Source organism: Klebsiella quasivariicola (assembly GCF_002269255.1).
GTDB classification, from domain to species: Bacteria; Pseudomonadota; Gammaproteobacteria; order Enterobacterales; family Enterobacteriaceae; genus Klebsiella; species Klebsiella quasivariicola.
Map to the genome: position 1 here is coordinate 1,262,606 of NZ_CP022823.1, position 21,257 is coordinate 1,283,862.

General features: G+C 51.1%; 13 protein-coding genes, 1 other RNA gene and 3 pseudogenes. 5 read left to right on the forward strand and 12 right to left on the reverse strand.

Going from position 1 to position 21,257, the window contains the following annotated elements; all coding sequences use genetic code 11:
- Positions 1-23: 23 nt before the first annotated feature.
- A complete protein-coding gene (gene oqxA / locus B8P98_RS06385) occupies positions 24-1,199 on the reverse strand; it encodes a multidrug efflux RND transporter periplasmic adaptor subunit OqxA (RefSeq protein ID WP_025712647.1) in 1,176 nt (391 codons plus the stop codon).
- A 333-nt stretch (positions 1,200-1,532) separates the two neighbouring features.
- Between oqxA and B8P98_RS06390 the strand changes: the two genes are divergently transcribed.
- On the forward strand, positions 1,533-1,886 hold the full coding sequence (locus B8P98_RS06390) for a helix-turn-helix domain-containing protein (RefSeq protein ID WP_095033613.1): 354 nt from the start codon (positions 1,533-1,535) through the stop codon (positions 1,884-1,886).
- Positions 1,887-1,905: 19 nt separating this feature from the next.
- On the opposite strand, the pseudogene B8P98_RS06395 reads toward B8P98_RS06390, so the two are convergent.
- Positions 1,906-2,109, reverse strand: a pseudogene (locus tag B8P98_RS06395) (flavin reductase); the annotation flags it as partial.
- Between B8P98_RS06395 and B8P98_RS06400 the strand changes: the two are divergent.
- Positions 2,083-2,279 (forward strand): annotated as a pseudogene (locus tag B8P98_RS06400) (LysR family transcriptional regulator); the annotation flags it as partial. The pseudogenes B8P98_RS06395 and B8P98_RS06400 overlap by 27 nt on opposite strands.
- A 264-nt stretch (positions 2,280-2,543) precedes the next feature.
- Here B8P98_RS06400 and B8P98_RS06405 read toward each other — a convergent pair.
- From B8P98_RS06405 to smpB, 5 genes and pseudogenes are all read right to left on the reverse strand, one after another.
- The gene (locus tag B8P98_RS06405) at positions 2,544-6,395 is read right to left on the reverse strand and encodes a hypothetical protein (RefSeq protein ID WP_095032827.1); all 3,852 of its coding nucleotides are present in this window, start codon (positions 6,393-6,395) and stop codon (positions 2,544-2,546) included.
- 341 nt (positions 6,396-6,736) lie between these two features.
- Entirely contained in the window at positions 6,737-11,347 is a 4,611-nt protein-coding gene (locus tag B8P98_RS06410) for an AAA family ATPase (protein WP_157738356.1), read from the reverse strand.
- Positions 11,348-11,693: 346 nt separating this feature from the next.
- Positions 11,694-12,933, reverse strand: a pseudogene (locus tag B8P98_RS06420) (integrase domain-containing protein).
- A gap of 204 nt (positions 12,934-13,137) precedes the next feature.
- Positions 13,138-13,500: a transfer-messenger RNA gene (ssrA, locus tag B8P98_RS06425) on the reverse strand.
- A gap of 143 nt (positions 13,501-13,643) precedes the next feature.
- On the reverse strand, positions 13,644-14,126 hold the full coding sequence (gene smpB / locus B8P98_RS06430; RefSeq protein WP_002914164.1) for an SsrA-binding protein SmpB: 483 nt from the start codon (positions 14,124-14,126) through the stop codon (positions 13,644-13,646).
- A 149-nt stretch (positions 14,127-14,275) separates the two neighbouring features.
- On the opposite strand from smpB, the gene B8P98_RS06435 reads away from it, so the two are divergent.
- On the forward strand, positions 14,276-14,713 hold the full coding sequence (locus B8P98_RS06435; RefSeq protein ID WP_004145683.1) for a type II toxin-antitoxin system RatA family toxin: 438 nt from the start codon (positions 14,276-14,278) through the stop codon (positions 14,711-14,713).
- Complete coding sequence (locus B8P98_RS06440) at positions 14,703-14,993, forward strand: RnfH family protein (RefSeq protein ID WP_004145682.1); 291 nt, start codon at positions 14,703-14,705, stop codon at positions 14,991-14,993. The genes B8P98_RS06435 and B8P98_RS06440 overlap by 11 nt, the downstream gene beginning before the upstream one ends.
- A 69-nt stretch (positions 14,994-15,062) precedes the next feature.
- On the opposite strand, the gene bamE is transcribed toward B8P98_RS06440, so the two are convergent.
- The 3 genes from bamE to nadK all read right to left on the reverse strand — a co-directional run bounded on the left by bamE (position 15,063) and on the right by nadK (position 18,178).
- The gene (gene bamE / locus B8P98_RS06445; RefSeq protein WP_002914160.1) at positions 15,063-15,404 is read right to left on the reverse strand and encodes an outer membrane protein assembly factor BamE; all 342 of its coding nucleotides are present in this window, start codon (positions 15,402-15,404) and stop codon (positions 15,063-15,065) included.
- A gap of 147 nt (positions 15,405-15,551) precedes the next feature.
- Positions 15,552-17,213: a DNA repair protein RecN gene (gene recN / locus B8P98_RS06450; RefSeq protein ID WP_080897730.1), complete on the reverse strand. Its 1,662-nt coding sequence runs from the start codon at positions 17,211-17,213 to the stop codon at positions 15,552-15,554.
- Positions 17,214-17,299: 86 nt separating this feature from the next.
- Positions 17,300-18,178 carry an NAD(+) kinase gene (nadK, locus tag B8P98_RS06455; protein WP_002914158.1) on the reverse strand — a complete coding sequence of 293 codons (879 nt, stop codon included), beginning with the start codon at positions 18,176-18,178 and terminating at the stop codon, positions 17,300-17,302.
- Between the two features lie 125 nt (positions 18,179-18,303).
- Between nadK and grpE the strand changes: the two genes are divergently transcribed.
- Entirely contained in the window at positions 18,304-18,894 is a 591-nt protein-coding gene (grpE, locus tag B8P98_RS06465) for a nucleotide exchange factor GrpE (protein ID WP_008806096.1), read from the forward strand.
- 119 nt (positions 18,895-19,013) lie between these two features.
- On the opposite strand, the gene B8P98_RS06470 is transcribed toward grpE, so the two are convergent.
- The gene (locus B8P98_RS06470) at positions 19,014-20,300 is read right to left on the reverse strand and encodes an HlyC/CorC family transporter (protein WP_012540838.1); all 1,287 of its coding nucleotides are present in this window, start codon (positions 20,298-20,300) and stop codon (positions 19,014-19,016) included.
- A gap of 19 nt (positions 20,301-20,319) precedes the next feature.
- Complete coding sequence (locus B8P98_RS06475; RefSeq protein ID WP_002914153.1) at positions 20,320-21,111, reverse strand: cytochrome C assembly family protein; 792 nt, start codon at positions 21,109-21,111, stop codon at positions 20,320-20,322.
- Positions 21,112-21,257 lie beyond the last annotated feature (146 nt).

The following is a 21,257-nucleotide window of genomic DNA, read 5'->3' on the forward strand; positions in this document are numbered from 1 at the left end:
GGGTTGAATTCTCTGATTAGGGATCAGTTGAGGGTGGCGCTGGAGGTCATGGCAACGGTTTTGGCATTCACCGGCATACCCGGCATAAACACTTTTTGTAAGCCGTCGACGATGACGCTATCCCCAGGATTCAGCCCCTTCTGAACGATGCGTAAACCGTCTGCCAGCCGCCCCGGGGTAATATCGCGTCGCTGCGCTTTACCATCTTTATCAACGATATAGACGTATTTACGATCCTGATCGGTCAGTACCGCTTTGTCGTCGATCAGCGTGGCTTTGAACTCGGCGCTGCCCGGCAGACGCACGCGGGCAAACAGCCCCGGCGTGAACAGACGCTGCGAGTTATCCAGCAGCGCGCGCATGCGGATGGTGCCGGTACTCGGCGTTAACTGATTATCGAGAAAATCCACTTTGCCCTGGTGGGGGTAACCTTCCTCGCCAACCAGGCCAATCTCCACCGGGAGCGCCTGATTATCGCTGGACGCCCCTTGCCCGCGACGGGCGAGGTTTTGATAGTGAAGGTAGGTTGACTCGTCGACATCAAAGTAAACGTATACCGTCTTCTGCGAGACCAGAGTGGTGAGCACGCTGGCGGTGTCGCCCGCGGTGACCAGGTTACCGCTGGTGATCAGCGCCCGGCTGGCGCGGCCGTCAATAGGGGCGGTCACTTTGGTGAAGTCGAGGTTAAGCTGCGCGGCATCCACTGCCGCCTGCGCGGCGCGAATATCAGCCTGCGCCTGAACCGCGGCTGACCGGCGCTGCTCCCACTCTTCACGGGAGACAAGATTGGTATGGACTAATTTATCGGTGCGGTTCGCCTCGCTTTGCGCCAGGCTGGCCTGCGTTTTGGCTCTCGCCAGCGTTGCCTGCGCCTGCTCCAGCGCGGCGCGATAGGTTCTGTCATCTATCGTGAACAGCACCTGGCCCTTTTTCACCTCCTGACCGTCGGTGTAATTCACTTTATCAATATATCCCGAGACGCGAGGGCGAAGCTGAACGCTCTCCACCGCTTCAATGCGACCGTTAAAACTATCCCACTGACTGATCGACTTCACCAGCACCTTAGCGGCGCTGACCGCCGGGGCGGGTGGCGCAGCATTCTGCGCGACACTGTCGTCGCAGCCGACGAGCAGAAAGGAGAGCATCATCGCGCCGAGCGCGGTCAGGTGAATGTTTCCCCAGGTTTTTTGCAGGCTCATTATTTTTATTCCGGTAATTGTAGCCGCCGGGCAAGACGCAGCGTGAGAGACCGCGCCACTTCCTTTGTCCGGGCTGGCTTAAGGCCATTTGTGTCGATCATCGCCACAAAACTGTAACAATTTCGAATACACTATCGCGGCGATTGTAGGAAGGCGCTTAACTAAGTGCAAGAATAATTGTTGCACTTTATGTGCGGTCCAGGGGGGAGACAAAAACCGCGATCCTGGCGTGGATTTAAATGTAACAATAAAACTTGCATTTTGTGTAAAAACAGGCCACCTTTAAATGCAACTGACAAAGATGCTTTTAACCGGCCGCGAGGGGGAAATATGATGAACACTGGCGCCATCATTCAGGATCTGATCGACTGGATCGACAACCATCTTGATAGCCGTCTGGATATTGATACCGTTGCCCGGCGAGCCGGCTATTCGAAGTGGCACCTGCAGCGGATCTTCAAAGAACATACCGGGCACCCGCTCGGGGAGTATATCCGGGCGCGAAAGCTGCAAAAGTCGGTCGAACGCTTAGCCCACAGCAACGAGCCGATCCTCAACGTGGCGATCGCCCTCGGCTTTGACTCCCAGCAGTCCTTCAATCGCAGCTTCAAACGTCAGTATGGCCAGGCGCCCGGCGTCTGGCGCCGGAGTGTCAGCCGCTCTGCAGGGCAGGCATCTCATCATTGAGCTGCATGACCGGGGAGGGTTAGTCCTGACCCGGCCCATGATCGAATTTGCTGCCTTTGCCGATGGCATAGAACTGCCCGCCTGCGACATAGTGAACGGTCCGTAGCTCGTCCGGCGCATCATCAAAAATCCAGTGTCCGTTACGGAATACCCGGTCATCGCTCCAGGCGGCGACGATGTCGCCCAGAAACAGATTGTGTTGTTGCTGAACCGGACCACAAGGCGGGTGAGCCTTACCCCGGAAAGGATGCAGTATCTGGCGCGGTGCCGGGACATTTCCGCTCTGATTGAACATAGCGAATCCAGCCTGAGCGAGTCAGTTGCGCGGCCTCAGGTGTGCCTGCGGGTTGAAAGGCCGCAGGGATCGCGCATTTCATCATCATGCCGCATCTGGCTTCGACGGACTTCAGCACGGCGATGATCTTGTGTTAAGTGAATCGGATCTTGCGCATAGCGATCTCCTCAGGGGACATAATCAGTATGTCGGAAGATCTCTAAAAGTGAATGGTTCATTTTGCCGGGATACTTACAGTATTAATATCATCTAGCAGCCAGAGATCTTCTGCCTCGACTTTTTCTCCGGTACGTTTATCACGTGCAGATTCCATTACTTTCTCCTTAACAAAGGGTTTTCGTATAGGCTAGGGCTTATAGCCTTTATTCAAACCGCTGTTCCCGTTCACTATCTTCCCGTTGCTCACGTTCTATTTGGCGTTCGATCCAATGAATTATTTTTTCATGCACTATTCTGGCTGCTTTAGCAATATCTGGGCGTTCATGCTTGCTCAACATACTGAAAGCATCAGCTCTAAGTTGCATGATATTTGACAAACTTCCAGTCCAGGATGATGGGCTAATGCGTTCAGCGAAGGCCTCCAGCACAACCATTGGTTCAGGTGAGGCCTCTAATAGAGCTAAAGCTGCTTCCTGTATGGTGGTTACACTCTTTTCATCATCCTTCACCCAAAGTGTTACACCAGTTGCAATAGCAGGCCAAACATTGGGATCATTTCTGGCGCGGCACCATTGAATTAAAACGTCTACATCAATTTTAGAAAGAGGCAACCGACGTAAGCTTCCGTGACTGATAAAAAATAAACGTCGTTGTCGCTGTTTTTCGTTACCCTCAAAAACATGATCAAGAAATGCTTCTGGCATCAATGCGGCAGTCGTTTCAATGGTTCTTCCAAATGAATTAAAATACCCATAATGCTCATCTAAAACAGAAAAAATCGTGTTCAGCCACTCCTGTTTTTGTGACTCATAACCATCAAATCGCAGAGCAGCGCCAACGACACGTTCCATGCGATAATCTGTAGACCCACCAGAGTCACGGTGATCTCTTTGGACTCTAATGATTGCGGCTCTTAAACCAATCTGCCGCAGGTTAGCACCAAGTGTATCCTCAGCCTTCTCTTGACGAGGTAACCTCATACTTAAAGAATCCAACACTACATCGTCACCATTTATTTTACTCAGGAGACGATGAGCAAGTTCAATAACACGACCTGCAGACAAATTAACATATTGGTCCCGCCACAAAATTGGCCCATATATGTGCGGGCTTATTTCAGGATCATCCAGAACTGACATACAGCGATTTAAATCAGTTTCTGTAAACTCTCGCCGAGGGTGCAAACCAACTATAACCCGCCGAAGTTCTGGGTGTTGTGAACATTGTTCGAGAAATTCTTGAGCTAACGTCGGAGCCACAGCATCTGTTTGTTCGATGAAACCGGCAAAAACTGCAAAATCTTTGTTAATCCTTGGATATAGATCAAGTAGGTTAACAAGCTGCTGCCAGCCAATTTGCAGATCATATTCTCCGTCAGCTAACCCCTTTCCAAATGCAATGCGATAGGGCATCCAATCGGTAGAGAACAAATTTTGGCCCAATTCTTCAAGCTTATGATTTGATGCCGTAAAATCTCGTCCTAATAGGATAGCTTTGGTTTCAAGCCGCTTCTCAGCCGCGCTAAACTTTTCGGTTTCGTCATGCCCCAAATCAGCATCAAGCGCCCAATAGTCTCCCCCTCGGCTAAGTACGTAAGTCATTATTTCCGCTACTAAGTCGCTAGGCTCCAGCTCCTTCTCCAGTGCTGCAAGGCTTTCAGGTATCGGCTCAACCCCCTCGGCATCTGTAGGCCTTGTATAGTCGAAATAAATTATTGAACGGATGGCTTTCCAGCCATCTCCCCAAGGGGAGTAAGCATGCAATTTACGAGCTGCATCGGCGAGTTTTTCCCTCATCGCATCCTGGTCCCAAAGGCCTCGAAATGCGTCAGCCAGGTTTATACGAGCAGAGGCTTCAATTTCAGAATCGCCGGAGGTACCCAGTTGCACAGCAACATCGATGAAAGCACTTCGCCATTCAACAAGCTCATCATAGGAGGGGTCAAATCCATAATCTCTGGGGCGAGCACCAAACTCGTTCACCCCAACGCCTGTCCAGTGTGAGCCTTCCAAAGCAGTAGATAACATTTTGAACCCCAACGCTCTGCGGCTGGTTACGCCTGATGAGAAACATTCATTCATCAGCATGATTCGCTGGTTTAAAGAAGCATGAGTGCCAGACAAATACGCTTGGAAAAATCTCACGATCTTGCCTTGAGCTGAGTCGTGATTGTTACTCTCGTCTTCATAGTCTGCCATATGGATCAGAAGCCTGGCACATCTGTCAAAGGCGTTAGATTCATATGCCAACGATTGCAAGAGATTGAGAATGGCTAGTCGCCGCGGATCATAAGTCGGTTCAATGCCTTTAAAGTCAGGTGCGGTAAGTTCTGCTTCAATCCGATTTAACAAAGTTTCAGGGGCGACTGGACCGATATAATCCAGTATGCGCACCGACTCATCGTCCAAGTCTAAAATTTGCCCAATTAGTCCTTCAGGCTGAAGCCAGGCTTCAACAATTTCTTTTGCAATAGGGTGGTCATGCAACAACCCCAGTCGATGAGTAAATGAAAGTAATAAACGCGCCCTGTCAGGTGCTTCAAAGACAGCCCTGAGTTGATAAACCGGGATACTATCAAGTGCAGATGCAGCCAGTTTGTTAGCAATGGCATGGGGTAAGATTGCTCTCCAATTAGCCCTCTTCTGAACAACGTGACGACTCATTAGCTTCGTAACTGCTCTAAATAATTGTGCTTTGGAGTACCCCGACAGTGAACCTAATATTTCAAGCTCATTAGAATTCATACCAGTCGCAGAGACTGAGAATGAATACACCAGAGACAATATTTCCGCTTGTTCCCGTAAATCACCGTCTGGATGATTACGTTGTTCAAACAAGCGATTAAACAACTGCGCGTCAGAAAGTATGGCCAAACTCTCACCTTCTTCCCCCCTCTCAGCTATAGCCAAAGCAACCCTTGCATTCCCATCTGCGAACTCAGCAATACGACGGGCATTATTCTGACCAATAGAAGGGAAGCGACGGATAAGAAGTTGCTCTGCCACCTCCGGACCATCTGTCTCAATATGGATGACCTCAGTTGTCTGTGGTTTGTCATCCCTAATGTCGTACTCGATAGTGATGAGACTTACTTCTTTTCCTGCGGCTGATACCTTGCTGGCAAGCGAAGCATGGAGTTCTGATGGGCAATTATCAAGGATCATAATTGCTCGTCGGTCCTCAGCGATCAGCTTATCAAGCATTGCTGTAGCCGACGGTACTGGCTCAGAGCCAGTATCAACATAAATAGCTACTGTCCGGTCAAGCGCATCTGTTCCAACAGTTTCATCAAAGAGCGCCTGAACGATCCGAGTCTTCCCGACACCAGACAATCCTGTAATACGAACTGCCTTATTCGTCGAACGGATAAGTGCTCGCATTGGGCTAATTGCTTCATCAATTTTGAGTTTTTGCCCCTTTCCCGACGGTAAAGTAATGGTTACACCTGGGGCTGAGATTAAAGTGTCTGTAACACCTTGGGGCGGATTGCTCCAGGCTCCATAGGGTTGCCAACCGGAATACCCTTGTCCAAGTTTCCCTTTTACCCACAGCATGACTGATGGATGTTGGCGGAGCCATTGAATGAGTTTGGAACGGTCGTAGAAATCGAGATGAAGATTGCTTTTGTTAGGATCATCTTTTACTGCATCCCTCATCGCTTTGAGACGATCCGCCTTTCCTGACGGCGAGCAATCATCACCCAGGCTGACAATGATGTAGCTACCTTGCTTTCTGGCTTGTTCAGAGATTATGGGGGAAAGCGCTTTGCCGATGCCCATTTCCTTCTCAATTGTAGCCTTTGGCATTTTATGTTTCTTTGCCTGAAAGACCGTATTAGGCCTTATAAGAAAGCCTGGTTTCAGTTGATTAACTGGAACCTGCACATGGATATCAATTCCTCCGTCAGGGGCTGTAATTGAGCCAGACCAATTTACACATGCAGGGCTATGACCATGTATTGCCACTTCAGCTTCCGCTAGCCGAGCTATCAGCTCTTCTAGCTGAGTATCGGAGAGCCGAAGTAATTCATCCTTTTCAATGTCAAAAATTGCCACGCCTTCACCTTAGTAAAAAATTTCTGTCATGGTTCAAACACTATGGGTACTTATTAGTCTGTTCATAGATTTTAAGAGCAAGTAGTGTTGTTTGAGTTTTTTCGCATTGCTGGGATGGAACCAGGCGAATAAATGAGCTTGACCCAATGTTTGTGCATAAGGGGCTTTATCGAACGCAATTATTTCGCTCCTTTGAAAGTGCAACGCCGAGCGTAGCTGTATCACGGCATACTCACTACAACGGTGCAAGATAATCCCGAGAATTTATCCCGAGCTGAGTGTGCAATGTACTGTAAAAACACATAAAAGCAGCCATTAAAACGGAGCTTTTGTCACGTATGTTAAAGCCCACGTACGGTGTCACCCTCATCATGCTGACGGCTTAAATTTGGGCATGTAAGAAAACCTGGCCACGGTGCTTTTCCTCCAAACAAATGCTCCATTCGTTTGTTGCTAGGCTTCTGGAAACGGGAATTCAGCTTCGACAAAACAGTAGGCCAGTATTGCTGAAAAATATCTCTGTTATCAGTGTGTTCATACCCGATTGCCAAGAATCTTTCATCGACGACTTGCAAAAATATAACTGAAGCACACCAGAAAGATTCTGCGGAGGGCGCCTGCTGCATCAATTTGAACCAGTGACGCGTCCATAAATGACGCTGATAGGAGTCACTTGCACTTTTTAAGGACTTTTGGAGAAGGCCCGAATAGGTGTTTGCTTTGAGCGTGCCGTCCGAAAGCTCATTCTGACCTAAATACCCCGCCATCATGATGCCCCTAGCTTGGAGCACAGGCCAGGATGAGTTACAACACTTCCGAGTGTATTGCAGTAATTTTTCACTCTGCTGACAGAACAGGGCTGCCCAAACCTCATGGGCAAGCCGATTGTTATTTTCCGCTAGAGCTAATCGACGCCAGCGCAATGCCTCAATCTCAGGGCTGTCGAACGAAGACCAGACCGCAACAGCACACAGATCAAGCTCGGCCTCGGTAAACACAACGCGACAGAAAGGAACAATGTGGTCAAGTCGTTCAAAAAGACGAACTGACACTTCTGGATGCTGAGTCGAGATGGCCTGTGCAAGTGTTAGTCCTATATGTCTGACCTGGTGGAGAACATCCACATTTTTGTTATCAAGGAACAGGTTTGCCCATGCAAGTGAACGCTCAGGTTCAGCCCTCACCAGAGCTGCAATGTCGTCAGGATAATAATGGTTAGTCAGATCAGATAGATTTAGTTTGGTAAGTACATCTTTGATTTCATGGTAATTATGTTGAATGCGTTGCTGTTGCTTTTCGAAGTTATCCATCTCCTGAAGTGCCATTAGTGATCTCATGTCTTCACCATCCTCTCGCTTAGGAACGACAACCTCACTAAGATGGTGAAATGTATAAGCCCTGTCGTCTGTCGACCTCAGAAGCAGTTTAAGCTGCAGGGTCCCCACATCAATTGTCTGCTGAAAGGCATTATTCAAGAGTACGTCAAAATACTGCGCAGCATCTCTAGCGATTTCTCCGTTATAAATGCTTGCCAATTGAGCAATGTGGAAATAGGTTAAGTGCGTTTTCCCTTCTTTCCACCCGATGATGTTTTGATTAATTGCCTTGAGCAGCAAGGCTGAGAAGTGCCACTGCTCGTACTGATCGGATGTTGTGATTGATTCAGACATCACGATCTCGGCACCGCAACGTAACGCAATCGGGTCATTCACGTTTATCAGCATCTTCAGCGTAAGATGTCGGACGCTTTTCGATGCACTACTGAGCAATTGCGGAAGGGCATTTACTAGGCCCGCAGGTAACGGGCCAGTCTTAGGATGAAACAGTAACGATGTTAGCTGCTCATCCGTATCGCCATTAGCTAACGCCGCAAGTACGTTGTTTTCAGTATCCTGCCAGTTCAGTGTTTTTAAGCTGTCACTGAGCGACATAATCAGTTTATCTCCATAGCGGAGTGTCCTTAAAACGGAGATTTGTTCATTAACACTCAATTGATGAAAAGCCAGAATCAATTGGAACTGCTGCATCAGTTCCGATTCCTCGCCCAGAGATGACCATGCTGACCGGTCGTCTTTAGTGCTGCTGGTCACTCGTCTTACGAGTTTTCTTGCAATATCAGGAGTTATTAATGCCCTATGCGGTAAGAGCGCAAAAATACCCTGTCGTAGTGGGAGACCGCTTCGGCACAGAATGTCTTCAGCAAGTTTGAGGTGATTATCGATAGCTACCTGAGGTTGGTAACGGGCAAGAGAGGTGGTTGCCCCCGTAAAGAATCTTTCTTGATAACCGATGCCGAAGGAATTGAAGAGCTTGCTTACGTCCAATTTGCTATGTTTCTCTGCCGTTTGGCTGACATTGCTGGATTCTGGATTAGCCGGATTACAGGGGTCAGCTTCACACCATGATTCATTTATATGCCAACTTTTGATGTCCGAACTATTGTCACGTAACTGGTGTGCAAGCATCTCGGCGAGTTGCGCATCGTCAGAATTACCTGTCGCCATCAAAAGATTAATAGCCGTCCATTTACCTGTACGTGAACTTTTGTTATGTACAAAAAGCGTCCATTGATCCCGCAAGTGGGAACGGACGTTTTGCCAGTCAATTGAGTTAAACGCGATCAAGTCGCGGAATGTCTGCCAGGGAACGCCATAATCCTGGTTTATATTAGAAGCAAAATTCCATTTAACTAACGCATTAATATGCGGCATTAAAGCCTTTCCTGCAAAAAGCTTCATGGCTAGTGAATGAAGTGCCGATAAACTATCTGTGTCTTTTAAGACTAATGTTCTGAAAATTTCTGTTTCTTCAGGCGACAATAGGCCAATTTTATGCTCACGTTCTTTTTGCCGTTTTTCAATTTCAGTCTGTATGTCAGCATCACGCTGACCCCCCCCCACTGACCATAGAGGGGTAAGAGTTGGACTCCATACAAGCCAGTTATTAGCTGCTGTCAGAATTTTTTCCGCGGAGGATGTGTGTCGGGAGGCGTGCAGGAGCGCATCTTCAATCCAGTAATGCTGTGGGAGATTGATATCACGTAGTGCAAGATGTTCACAAGCATTGATGAATATTTCAGGCCGACGTCGCGCTAGAGCCATAAATGCAGGGGTAAGCAGCGCGTCGGGATTTTGCAGTCCGGCAAAACTAACTAGAATGGCAACGCCGCTTGCAACAGGATACTGCCTTTCTAGGCTGGCAATGGTGAGGGCTGCAAAGAGGGTATCCGACGTCTTATCAAGCGCGATGACGGGCTCGACGACGGAGGCCATTACCTCATCAAGATCTTTATGATTTCTGGCTGCTTTATTGACAATATCAAGGATAGCCATCCCCAGAGCCAGGCTAAGTCCTTCAGGATGAATACGATAGCTTGTTGGGTCTTCAGGCAAGGGGATAAAAAAACGCCCATCAATAACGGCTTGCAACCCTCCTTGAAAAATACCGTTAAGTTCTGCATTGAAAATATCAATATCTTCATTGTCTTTGATTTCGATCCGTTCAAGCACTTCCTGTCCGAACGAACGCAGCTTATTACTGAATAGCTCTGCAGAGAGTTCATAACTATCTCGTTGGCTGACTTTAATGTGCTCAAACAACATCAACGATACACTTAGCTCTGCTAAATCATGCAATTGTTCTGCACTAAACAGTTCTAATGCAATTCCAAGCATACGTGGATTAAGCAGGCTGGTTGCAACGCTCTCACTGAGTTTTCTTCCTGCGATGCTGATATAGCATAAAGCGAGTATTGAGTCCCGTTCTTCTGCGGACCATTCCGGGACAGGCCTTTTTATAACGGGTGTTGCCAGTCTGGATTCAACATTTTGAGTAAAATAATGCTTTCTGGACGTCACAATCAGTTTGCCACCCAGACACTGAAGGAATTCGCTCAGCCTGTCGATGAAATGTGCCCAGCGGATCGCTGGACGTTGATTTATACCGTCAAGTATGACAATCAATCCACATGCGGGGCGCTTTTCGCTATCGGACCACGTCCTGAATTGCTCATGCCAGAATTTGGTGTGAAGAGATAGATCTCCCTGACAACTACGACACAGGGCGTTGATGACGACAGCAGCGATATCATTACAAGGTTCCTCTATGTCTTCCGCTCTAATAAACGCTGTTAGTGGCTTTACAGGAACGGACAGCCAGTGTTGTGCTACTAGCCATGATTTACCATTACCCTCTGCTCCCGTTACGACGATTACTCCGCCTTCTGGTAAGGTTGATAGGTCGTCGGAAAATTGCTTTATGAGCGCAGTGCGTGTAAGCACGACCTGAGAGTCACCCGGGCATAGCACTTGCCCAAGTCTTGTTTTTGAGCGGATTTTATTTGACAGTGTTTCTTTCAACCATTGTTCATTAACAGAGCAAAGGTGCTGAACCGAGAACATTTGTTCTGGAAAAAGCCGTCGATTTAATTCTTCGAAACGTTCATGCATTGTTTGAGAATGAATTCTCATTAAGATGCCCAACTCTGGATCTTTAAGGCCGCTAAGAGTACCTTCGGTAATGGCATTAACCGATTGATATATAATGTCTTTTGCCCTGTGTTCAGTTTCCCCTGTTTTAGCTACGTAGATTTCAATTAATACCTGCTCACTCTCAAAGGGATTTATGCTGCCGGTTAATTTTTGTACTGCTAGGTTTTTGAGGTGTTCCTGAACCTCAGCGACATTAAGCCACTCCTTAACGTGAGGCATTGCAAATGTTTCCGTGCCAACAATCTTACTCTCTAGCAGTAAAACCCAACGCTTCCAGGTTGGCTGCAATGCCGATGGTTCTACGCCAAGATGCACTAACGTTTTTTCCATAACACTAGAGAGTGAATGTTTTTCTTGTTCAGGGTGCGTCAGAGCCTTCCGTTCTGCTAACGGTCGTTTAATCTGGGCCCAGATGCCTTTGCCCATTGACAAAAAGGGGCGAATTAAAACAGAAAACTCCACGTACTTATGCTCCTTAGATGAAAAAAATTCACCGAACAGATGGCGATACTGGATATTAAAGCGTATCGAATCTGTCTGGGTAAATGTGCACTTAATGACGCTTAAGCTGACGCGCCGTCCTGCCATTGCTATGTTGAACTTCTGAGTCTGACATCGGTTGTCGCAAAATCACATAAGACTTTAAACAAAAAATACATTAGCAAATGGGGCGTTGCACTATGCAGCGTTCATTCTTTTAATTACTCCTGCTTTTTAGGGTAACATTCGCTCCTGACTATTACCGGATGGAAATATAAAGTTTTACTTTATCAGCCCAAAAGCTTGAACTGATCTCAGTTTAATTAAGTCACACGACTAACCGCATTCCTTTTGTCCCACTATAAATGATACTTCCGCGATCAGAAGCATAACGAAGTCAGCCCACCACTGCATCATTGGCCGTCGCTGCTCAAGATAATCGCTGCGGTTATAAGCACGCCGAACCTCATTCTTATCCACGTGGGCTAGTACTGCCTCGATAACATCAGGCGGAAAGCCTTGTTCATTAAGGGCTGTACTGGCGATAGATCGCAGACCGTGTGAAACGAGCACCCCACCAAAACCTGCGCGTTTTAGCGAAGCGTTTACGGTCTGACTGTTCATCGGCTGGGTTGGTTTGATGCGGCTGGGAAAGATAAATCTCGATTTCAACTTAAAGGCTTCATCATCTCCAGTATTGCAATTGCTTCATCTGACAATGGAACAGTATGGTCGCGGTTCATTTTCATGCGTGCTGCAGGAATCTTCCACTCCCGCGCTTCTATGTCTACTTCTTCCCAGCGAGCTTCAGCCGCTTCGGCAGGGCGGGTAATAGTAAGAAGTTGCCACATGAACAGGCAGCGTGTGGAAAGGCTAATGCTGGCTGTTCGCATTGTCTGCATCAGTTGAGGTAGCTCATCCGGTCGAATGCTGGGCATGTTCTTTTTCTGAGGCTTCTCGAAGGCTTTACCGATATTAACGCTGGGAACAGCATCAATCAGCCCTGTGTTTTGTGCATAGATCATGACCTCATTAATGCGTTGGCACAGGCGACGAACGGTTTCCAGTGCTCCTCTGGCCTGAACCGGTTGGACGGCCCGAACCAGCGTGTGAGCTTTAATATCTGTAACGCTAACGTCGCCAATTGCAGGAAAGACATCTCTTTCAAGAGAGCGCCAGATATCGTCGGCATAGTCCTCTGTCACACTGGCTTTCTTCACATTCCACCAACGTTCAGCTACGAGTTGGAAAGTATTGGTTTTAGCTTCCAGTGAGCTGCGTAGTTGTTCTTGCTGATGTTCCTGAGGGTCGATTTGTTTCGCCAGAAGAGAACGAGACTCTGCGCGATAGTTTCTGGCATCGGCAAGCGTAACTGACGGGTAGGGGCCAATGCTCTTTTTCGCTCGTTTCTTGGTGACGGGGCGAATGTAGCGGAATTGCCAGATTTTACTCCCGCTGGATTTGATCAGTAGCTCAAGGCCATCGCCATCATAGAGAACGTAGTCCGCTTCCTTGGGTTTAGCAGATTCGATTTCTTTAACGGATAGGGGTTTGGTTTGTCTTGCCATTGCCGGGTTTCCATAGTCTTAGGCACCTCAAAAACAATAAAGCTTTATAAGGTGCCTAACAAGGTGCCTAAAAGGTTCGGATTTAATTAGTTGGCATCAGACCTCGCGGGACAAATTCAAGGCACAAAAAAGCCCGCAGGGCTTGCGCCGTGCGGGCTCTTAGGACTTCATCGGATGACTCTGGTAATCACCGATGGAGAATTTTGGTGGAGCTGGCGGGAGTTGAACCCGCGTCCGAAATTCCTACATCCTCGGCACTACATGCTTAGTCAGTCTTTACATTCGCTTGCCAGCTGCGGACAGACACGCCACTAACAAACTAGCCTGATTAGATTTAACGCTTCAACCCCAGGCAGGGCATCCACGCGATCTCTTTTGGGTTTGACCTCTCTTTGATCCCCGTCTTAAGAGCGGAAGCTAGGGAGAGAGGGCTCAGAGCAGGTTATTAAGCTGCTAAAGCGTAGTTTTCGTCGTTTGCGACTATTTTTTGCGGCTTTTTACGAGGCCAACCGCCCCTCGGCATGCACCTTGGGTTTCGCAAATCCCGTCGAATCCAGAATCAGCCCCAATGTGTAGGTCAAGTATAACAGATTTGTGAATGTCGTTACCAGCCCCATTACGCAGGATTGTTTCAACGGGGTGGACGAAAAAGCAGCATCAACAAGGATATAGCGTAAGGGCCAGCGAGAGCTGGCCCTCAGGGGAGGGGGTTAACGTCCGGCGTGCTTCATAATACGCGCCTTGTCCAGCGCCCATTCACGATCTTTCAGGTCGGTACGCTTGTCGTGCTGTTTCTTACCTTTGGCGACGCCGATTTTCACTTTGCACCAGGCGTTCTTCCAGTACAGCGACAGGGCGACGACGGTGTAACCTTCGCGGTTAATGCGGCCGTACAGCGTGTCGAGTTCGCGCTGGTTGAGCAGCAGCTTACGGGTACGCGTCGGGTCGCAGACATAGTGGGTGGAAGCCACGGCCATGGGCGTAAAGTTGGCGCCGAACAGGAAGGCTTCGCCATCCTTCAGGATGACATAGCTATCGCCGATGTTGGCTTTGCCTGCACGCAGGGATTTGACTTCCCAGCCCTGCAGGGCGAGACCAGCCTCGTATTCATCTTCGATAAAGTATTCGTGACGGGCGCGTTTATTCAGCGCAATGGTGGCTGATCCAGGTTTGTGGGCTTTTTTCTTAGTCATAATGTCCTGAAGTCATCGTCTTATACACAGTTACCTCGATCGCATCCTGCGAGGTGTACTGCGCATCTTAGCACGAGTTGCGGCACAGCGTTTTTTTTAGCAGCAGATAAATGATATTATTTGCACTGTGTTTAAATGTGGAACCTGCTATGCCTCAGATTAGCCGTACTGCGCTGGTGCCTTTCAGCGCGGAACAGATGTATCAACTGGTAAACGATGTGAAGTCCTATCCTGATTTTCTGCCAGGCTGCACCGGTAGCCGCGTGCTGGAATTCGGGCCGACGCAAATGACGGCGGCGGTTGATGTGTCCAAAGCCGGCATCAGTAAGACCTTCACGACCCGCAATACACTGACCAGCAACCAGAGCATTTTAATGAGCCTGGTGGATGGCCCGTTCAAGAAGCTGATTGGCGGCTGGAAGTTTATCCCGCTGAGCCCCGAGGCCTGCAAAATCGAATTCCATCTCGATTTTGAGTTTACCAATAAATTGATTGAGATGGCTTTTGGCCGGATCTTCAAAGAGCTGGCCGCTAACATGGTGCAAGCGTTCACTTCGCGCGCCAAAGAGGTTTACAGTGCCGGCTAATATTCGTGTTGAAGTCGCCTACGCGCTGCCTGAAAAGCAGTACCTGCAGCGGGTCACCCTGGACGAGGGGGCGACGGTCGAGCAGGCGATTATCGCCAGCGGTCTGCTGGCGCTGCGTGATGATATCGATCTGGCGAAGAACAAGCTGGGTATTTACAGCCGTCCGGTAAAACTGCATGACGAAGTTCACGACGGCGACCGGGTGGAAATCTATCGTCCGCTGATTGCTGACCCAAAAGAGCTGCGTCGCCAGCGGGCAGAGAAAAGCGCTGCGAAGTAACCTGCAGTAGCAGACCAGTTATCAGCCATAAAAAAAGCGCTCACCGAGCGCTTTTTGCTTTTCCGGGCCTTACTGACTGGTCAGCGCGGGCTTGTTATCAATGTTAGTCAACACACCGCCGCTATTGAAGGTCAGGGTCAGGGTCTGCTGAGTCACTTTCTGGTGGCCCGGCTCCTGACGGAATACATAGAACCAGGTATTGGTGCCGAACGGATCCGTCATCATTGGCGTCCCCAGAGCATAAGCAACCTGCTGTTGCGTCATACCGACACGAATTTTCGCTACATCGTTTGGTGCCAGATAGTTACCCTGGTTGATGTCAGGACGGTAAACCACTCGTTCCAGAGTGGAACAGCCTGCGGTCAACATAAGAAGAACCGCTGCGGCAGCAGTCAGCGTTTTACAGCGCATAGTGATTTGATTCCTTTTTGGGCCCGAGCAGTACGTGGCTCATCTGTAATATGCCGATAATAATAGACCTTCGCCCCGTTGGAAACCTCCGGCTGCAGGTCAGCAGGCAATTTGCTGTTCACTATGACCCTGTGAAAATCAAAAAGTTTACGCCGCAAGCAACTCTTTCGCGTTCGCCAGGGTGTTGCGCGTGACCTCGCTGCCGCCCAGCAGACGGGCCAGCTCCTGCAAGCGAGCACGTTTATCCAGCGGCTGCATATGGGTTTCGGTCATCTCGCCATCGGTCTCTTTGCAGACAAAGAAATGATGGTGGCCGCAGCCTGCGACCTGCGGCAGGTGGGTCACGCACATCACCTGCGTGGACTCGCCCAGCTGGCGCAGCAGCTTGCCGACCACGGCGGCAGTCGGGCCGCTGATGCCGACGTCCACTTCGTCGAAGATGAGCGCCGGGGTTTCCATTTTACGCGCGGTGATCACCTGAATCGCCAGCGCAATGCGCGACAGTTCTCCACCGGAGGCGACTTTGGCGATCGGCTGCAGCGGCTGACCCGGGTTAGTGGTGACACGGAACTCAATATGGTCGGCGCCGTCGGCGGTCAGATGGCGTTCATCGAATGCGACCTCAATCGCGAAGACCCCGTGCGGCATCGAAAGTGAGTGCATACTCTCGGTGATGAGCTGGGTCAGCTCGTCGGCGCTGGCCTGGCGCAGGGCGTGCAGCTGGCGCGCGGTCTCCAGCGCCAGCTGATGATGTTCAACCACCTGCTGGCTGAGGGATTCCAGCGAGCCGGCGCTGCCGTCCAGCAGGCGCTGCTCTTCCAGCATCGCCTGGTAAACTGCCGGCAGCTCTTCCGGCATCACCTGATGCTTACGCGCCAGCGCGATTTGCCGGGAAATCCGCTGCTCAAGTTCGAACAGACGGTTCGGATCGAGGTCCAGACGGTCGTGATAGTGGCGCAGCTCGTCGCTGGCCTCGCTGAGCTGTATGGTCGCTTCTTCCAGCATATCCAGAACGCCGGAAAGCTTGCTGTCCATACCCACCAGCTCGCTGACCAGCTGCTTCGCGGTATAAAGCTGGCTCTGCAGATTGGCCTCTTCGCCGTCGGCAAGCAATGTCAGGGCGTGCTGGCAGGTGCTGAGCAGCTGCCCGCTGTTGGCCAGGCGCTTGTACTCTTCGTCAATCTGCTCGAACTCTCCTGGCAACGGGTTAAATTCGTTCAGCTCTTTAAGCTGATACTGCAGCAGATCGGCACGGGCAGCGCGCTCCTGGCTTTGCTGCTGATGCTGGGCCAGCTCGCGGCAGCTTTGGTGCCACTGGCGATAGTGCTCGGCCATGCGCTGAGTGAGCACATACTCACCGGTATAGCCGTCGAGCAGGGTTTTCTGGTGTTCGGGTTTGGTCAGCAACTGGTGGGCATGCTGGCCATGGATCTGGATCAGCAGCTGGCCCAGCTCGCGCAGCTGCGAGAGCGGGACGGCGGTGCCGTTGATAAAGCCGCGCGAGCGGCCGTCGGCGCTGATCACGCGACGAAGTAAACACTCACGCCCGCTCTCCAGCTGGTTCTCTTCCAGCCAGCGCTGGGCGGCTGGGGTGTCTTTCAGCGCGAAGCGCGCGCACAGGTCGGCACGGGTGGCGCCGCGACGCACCATGTCGGCTTCTGCTCTGCCGCCGAGGCACAGCCCCAGCGCGTCGATGGCAATAGATTTCCCGGCGCCGGTTTCCCCGGTGATGGCGGTCATACCGCTGTGGAAATCAATTTCCAGTTCACGAACGATAGCAAAATTACTGATGGTGAGTTGCGCCAACATAGCTGCCTTCCTGTATGAAAAACCAATACTGTGTTTTCGTACAGTATAGACTGGTTTTTTATCCAGTAAAGAGGCAGCAATGAAAATCAGAATAATTTTTTCGACCAACCGAGCTTGGTGCTTAATGTATTGAAATAGCTGTAATCTTTAGGATGAATCAGATTGAGGTGATAATCGCAGCGGCGAATGAGGACGTCTTCGCCATCCTGGATCGGCAGAGCAATCTGGCTGTCGCAGCTGATCTCCAGATCGCTGCAGCGATGAGAGAAGCGCAGGCGAATGGTGCTGTCACCGTTGATCACCAGCGGTCGCGCTGAAAGGGTGTGCGGGAACATTGGTACCAGAGTGATAGCGTCCAGCGACGGCGTAAGGATCGGGCCGCCGGCCGACAGCGAATAGGCGGTGGAACCGGTCGGGGTGGAGATAATCAGGCCATCAGAGCGCTGAGAGAACGCGAAGACTTCATCGATATAGACTTCGAATTCAATCATATGCGCCACTTTGCCGGGGTGCAGCACCACTTCGTTGATGGCGGTGCTGATGCGTTTCTGGCAATCCTGCTGGCATACCTGGGCTTCCAGTAGAAAGCGTTTCTCGGCGATGTAGTGGCCTTCCAGCACGTCGGCGAGCTGCTGCAGGGCGTTGTCCGGGTCCAGGTCGGTGAGAAAGCCGAGGTTGCCGCGGTTAATGCCGATGACGTTAATGTCGTAACGGGCCAGGGTCCGCGCCGCGCCGAGCATATTGCCGTCGCCGCCCACCACCACCGCGAGGTCGGCCTGTTGGCCAATCTCCGCCAGCGTGCCGGTTTTCACGTTGCTGAGCTGAAGTTCATGGGCGATCTGCTGTTCAACCAGCACTTCATACCCTTTGCTGCACAGCCAGCGCCAGAGCATTTCATGTGTGGTCAGGGCGGTGGGGTGACGAGGATGTCCCACAATGCCGATACACTTGAAATGGTTCTTCATGATCTGGATGTCCTTGCGTTAAATGAAATAGTGACAATCTGTCCGCTTCCCTTGAAACCCGGAAACTGATCCCCATAATAAGCGAAGTTAGCGAGATGAATGCGAAAAAAAACGCGGAGAAATTCATGAGTAGTAAAGAACAGAAAACGCCTGAGGGGCAAGCCCCGGAAGAAATTATCACGGAGCAGCACGACGACGTTGAGGCGGTAGAGCCTGAAGTTTCGGCTGAGCAGGTGGATCCGCGCGATGAAAAAATTGCGAATCTGGAAGCCCAGCTGGCTGAAGCGCAGAAACGTGAACGTGAAGTGATGCTGCGTGCCAAAGCCGACGAAGATAACCTGCGTCGTCGTACCGAGCAGGATATCGAGAAAGCGCACAAGTTTGCGCTGGAAAAATTCGTCAATGAACTGCTGCCGGTAATCGACAGCCTGGACCGCGCGCTGGAAGTGGCCGACAAGGCTAACCCGGACCTGGCGCCGATGGTGGAAGGGATCGAACTGACCCTGAAATCCATGCTGGACGTGGTGCGTAAGTTCGGCGTGGAAGTGATCGCCGACACCAACGTTCCGCTGGATCCGAACGTCCACCAGGCCATTGCGATGGTCGAGTCTGAAGACGTGGCGGCGGGCAACGTGCTGGCCGTGATGCAGAAAGGTTATACCCTGAACGGCCGTACTATTCGCGCTGCGATGGTGACAGTAGCGAAAGCGAAATAACGCCTGCTGCTTTGCTGAACGGCTGCCCGCGGGCGGCCGTTTTTTATGCCACCGCTCCCGGCGCGAGATAAAAAAACGGCGGGCCGCAGCCCACCGTGATGTTAATTCCTTCGCTCGCGCTACTCCGCGACGCTCTCGCGTAATGATTTCACCGGCATCACTTTCACCTGTTTGATCATGTTGTCCTGCACGTCGAGGATATCAATATCATATTGCTCAATGCGCACGCGGGTGCCCGGGACCGGGATCTCTTCCAGCGCCTCGAGAATGATACCGTTGACGGTGCGCGCCTCATCTTCCGGCAGGTGCCAGTTAAAGGCTTTATTGATCTCGCGAACGTTGGCGCTGCCGTCGATAATCACCGTGCCGTCGTTGAGCGGGGTTACTTCCTCCGCCAGGGTGGGGGACATGGAGGTGGTGAAGTCGCCGACAATCTCTTCAAGAATATCTTCTACGGTGACCAGCCCCTGAATATCGCCGTATTCATCGACCACCAGACCGACTTTCTTTTTATTGCGCTGAAATTTCACCAGCTGGGTGCTGAGCGGCGTCCCTTCCGGAACAAAGTAGATCTCATCTGCCGCCCGCAGCATGATCTCTTTTGTGAACTCTTTCTTCTCCGTCATCAGGCGATAGGCTTCGCGGACGCGCAGCATGCTGATGGCATCGTCCAGCGAATCGCGGTAGAGCACGATGCGGCCGTGCGGGGAGTGGGTCAGCTGGCGGACGATCGATTTCCAGTCATCGTTGATGTCGATGCCGACAATCTCATTGCGCGGCACCATGATGTCGTTAACGCTGACCTTCTCCAGATCCAGCACCGACAGCAGCATATCCTGGTTGCGCCGTGAGATTTGTGAACGGGATTCATTCACAATCGTGCGCAGTTCATCTTTGCTCAAAGCGCTGCTGATGACGGTATCGGTGCGGATACCCATCATGCGCATCAACATGCGGGTGATGGTATTCAGCAGCCACACCAGCGGCATCATCAGCACCTGCAGCGGCGCCAGCAGGAAGCTGCTGGGGTAGGCGACCTTTTCCGGATAGAGCGCGGCGATGGTCTTCGGCAGCACCTCGGCAAATACCAGCACCACAAAGGTGAGCACGCCGGTGGCGATCGCGACGCCGGCGTCGCCGTAGAGACGCATACCGACGATAGTGCCCAGCGCCGAGGCGAGAATGTTGACGAGGTTGTTGCCGATGAGCACGAGGCTAATCAGGCGGTCCGGCTTGCGCAGCAGCTTCTCCACGCGCTTGGCGGGGCGGTTGCCTTGTTTCGCCATATGACGCAGCCGATAGCGGTTCAGCGTCATCATGCCGGTTTCGGAGCCGGAGAAATAGGCAGAGATAATCACCATGACGATCAGCGTTATGATCAGCGTGGTGGTGGAGATATGTTCCACGTAGGATTCCTTAAAAGACTTAGCTCACGAACTGCTGCAGCACACGGCTACCAAAATAGGCCAGCGTCAGCAGACCGGCGCCAGCGACGCTGAACCATACCACACGACGTCCGCGCCACCCTTCATGATAGTGGCCCCACAGCAGAACGATATAGACGAACCACGCAATAATCGACAGCACCGCTTTATCAATGTTTTCGCTGCTGAACAGATTGTGCATATAGAACAGGCCGCTGCACAGCGTCAGGGTCAGCAGCACCACGCCGACCTGGGTGATGTGGAACATTTTGCGCTCAATGCTCATCAGCGGCGGCATTTCGCTGCTGAAGGCCAGTTTTTTATTCTTGAGCTGGTAGTCGATCCACGCCAGCTGCAGCGCGTACAGCGCGGCAATGATCAGCGTGGCGTACGAGAAGAGCGACAGGCCGATATGCACCAGCATCCCCGGGGTGGTTTCCAGGTGGGTGATATATTCGTTAGGCACGAAAGTGGCGAAGGCCAGATTGATCAGCGCAAAGGCATAGACGATAGGCAACAGCAGCCAGCCGCGATTGCGCGAGGCCACGATGGTCATCACCGTGCAGATCATCAGGCTGACCAGCGACCCGACGTTCAGTAAGCTGAGGTTTTGCCCGCTCTCGCCGCCGGGGAATATCCGTGCTTCCAGTGCAAAAGCATGGCAGATCAACGCGATAGTCGCAGATAAAATCGCCATTCGCCGCCAGCTGCTGTTTTTTTGCAGCAAGCCGGGGATAATCAGCGCGAGACTGACGGAGTAGGCGACAAGGGCGAGTAGAGCAAAAACAGGCATAGGTGTCGGCTGTTGGCTAAATAAGAAAGAGAAGCAGTATAACGTCAGCAGGCCTCTGCTCCAACCGTTGCAGCACATTCAGATTGATGTCGTGTTATACTCCGCCACATTCGTTTTGTGTGTCGCTGCGGCGACCGACCGTTTCC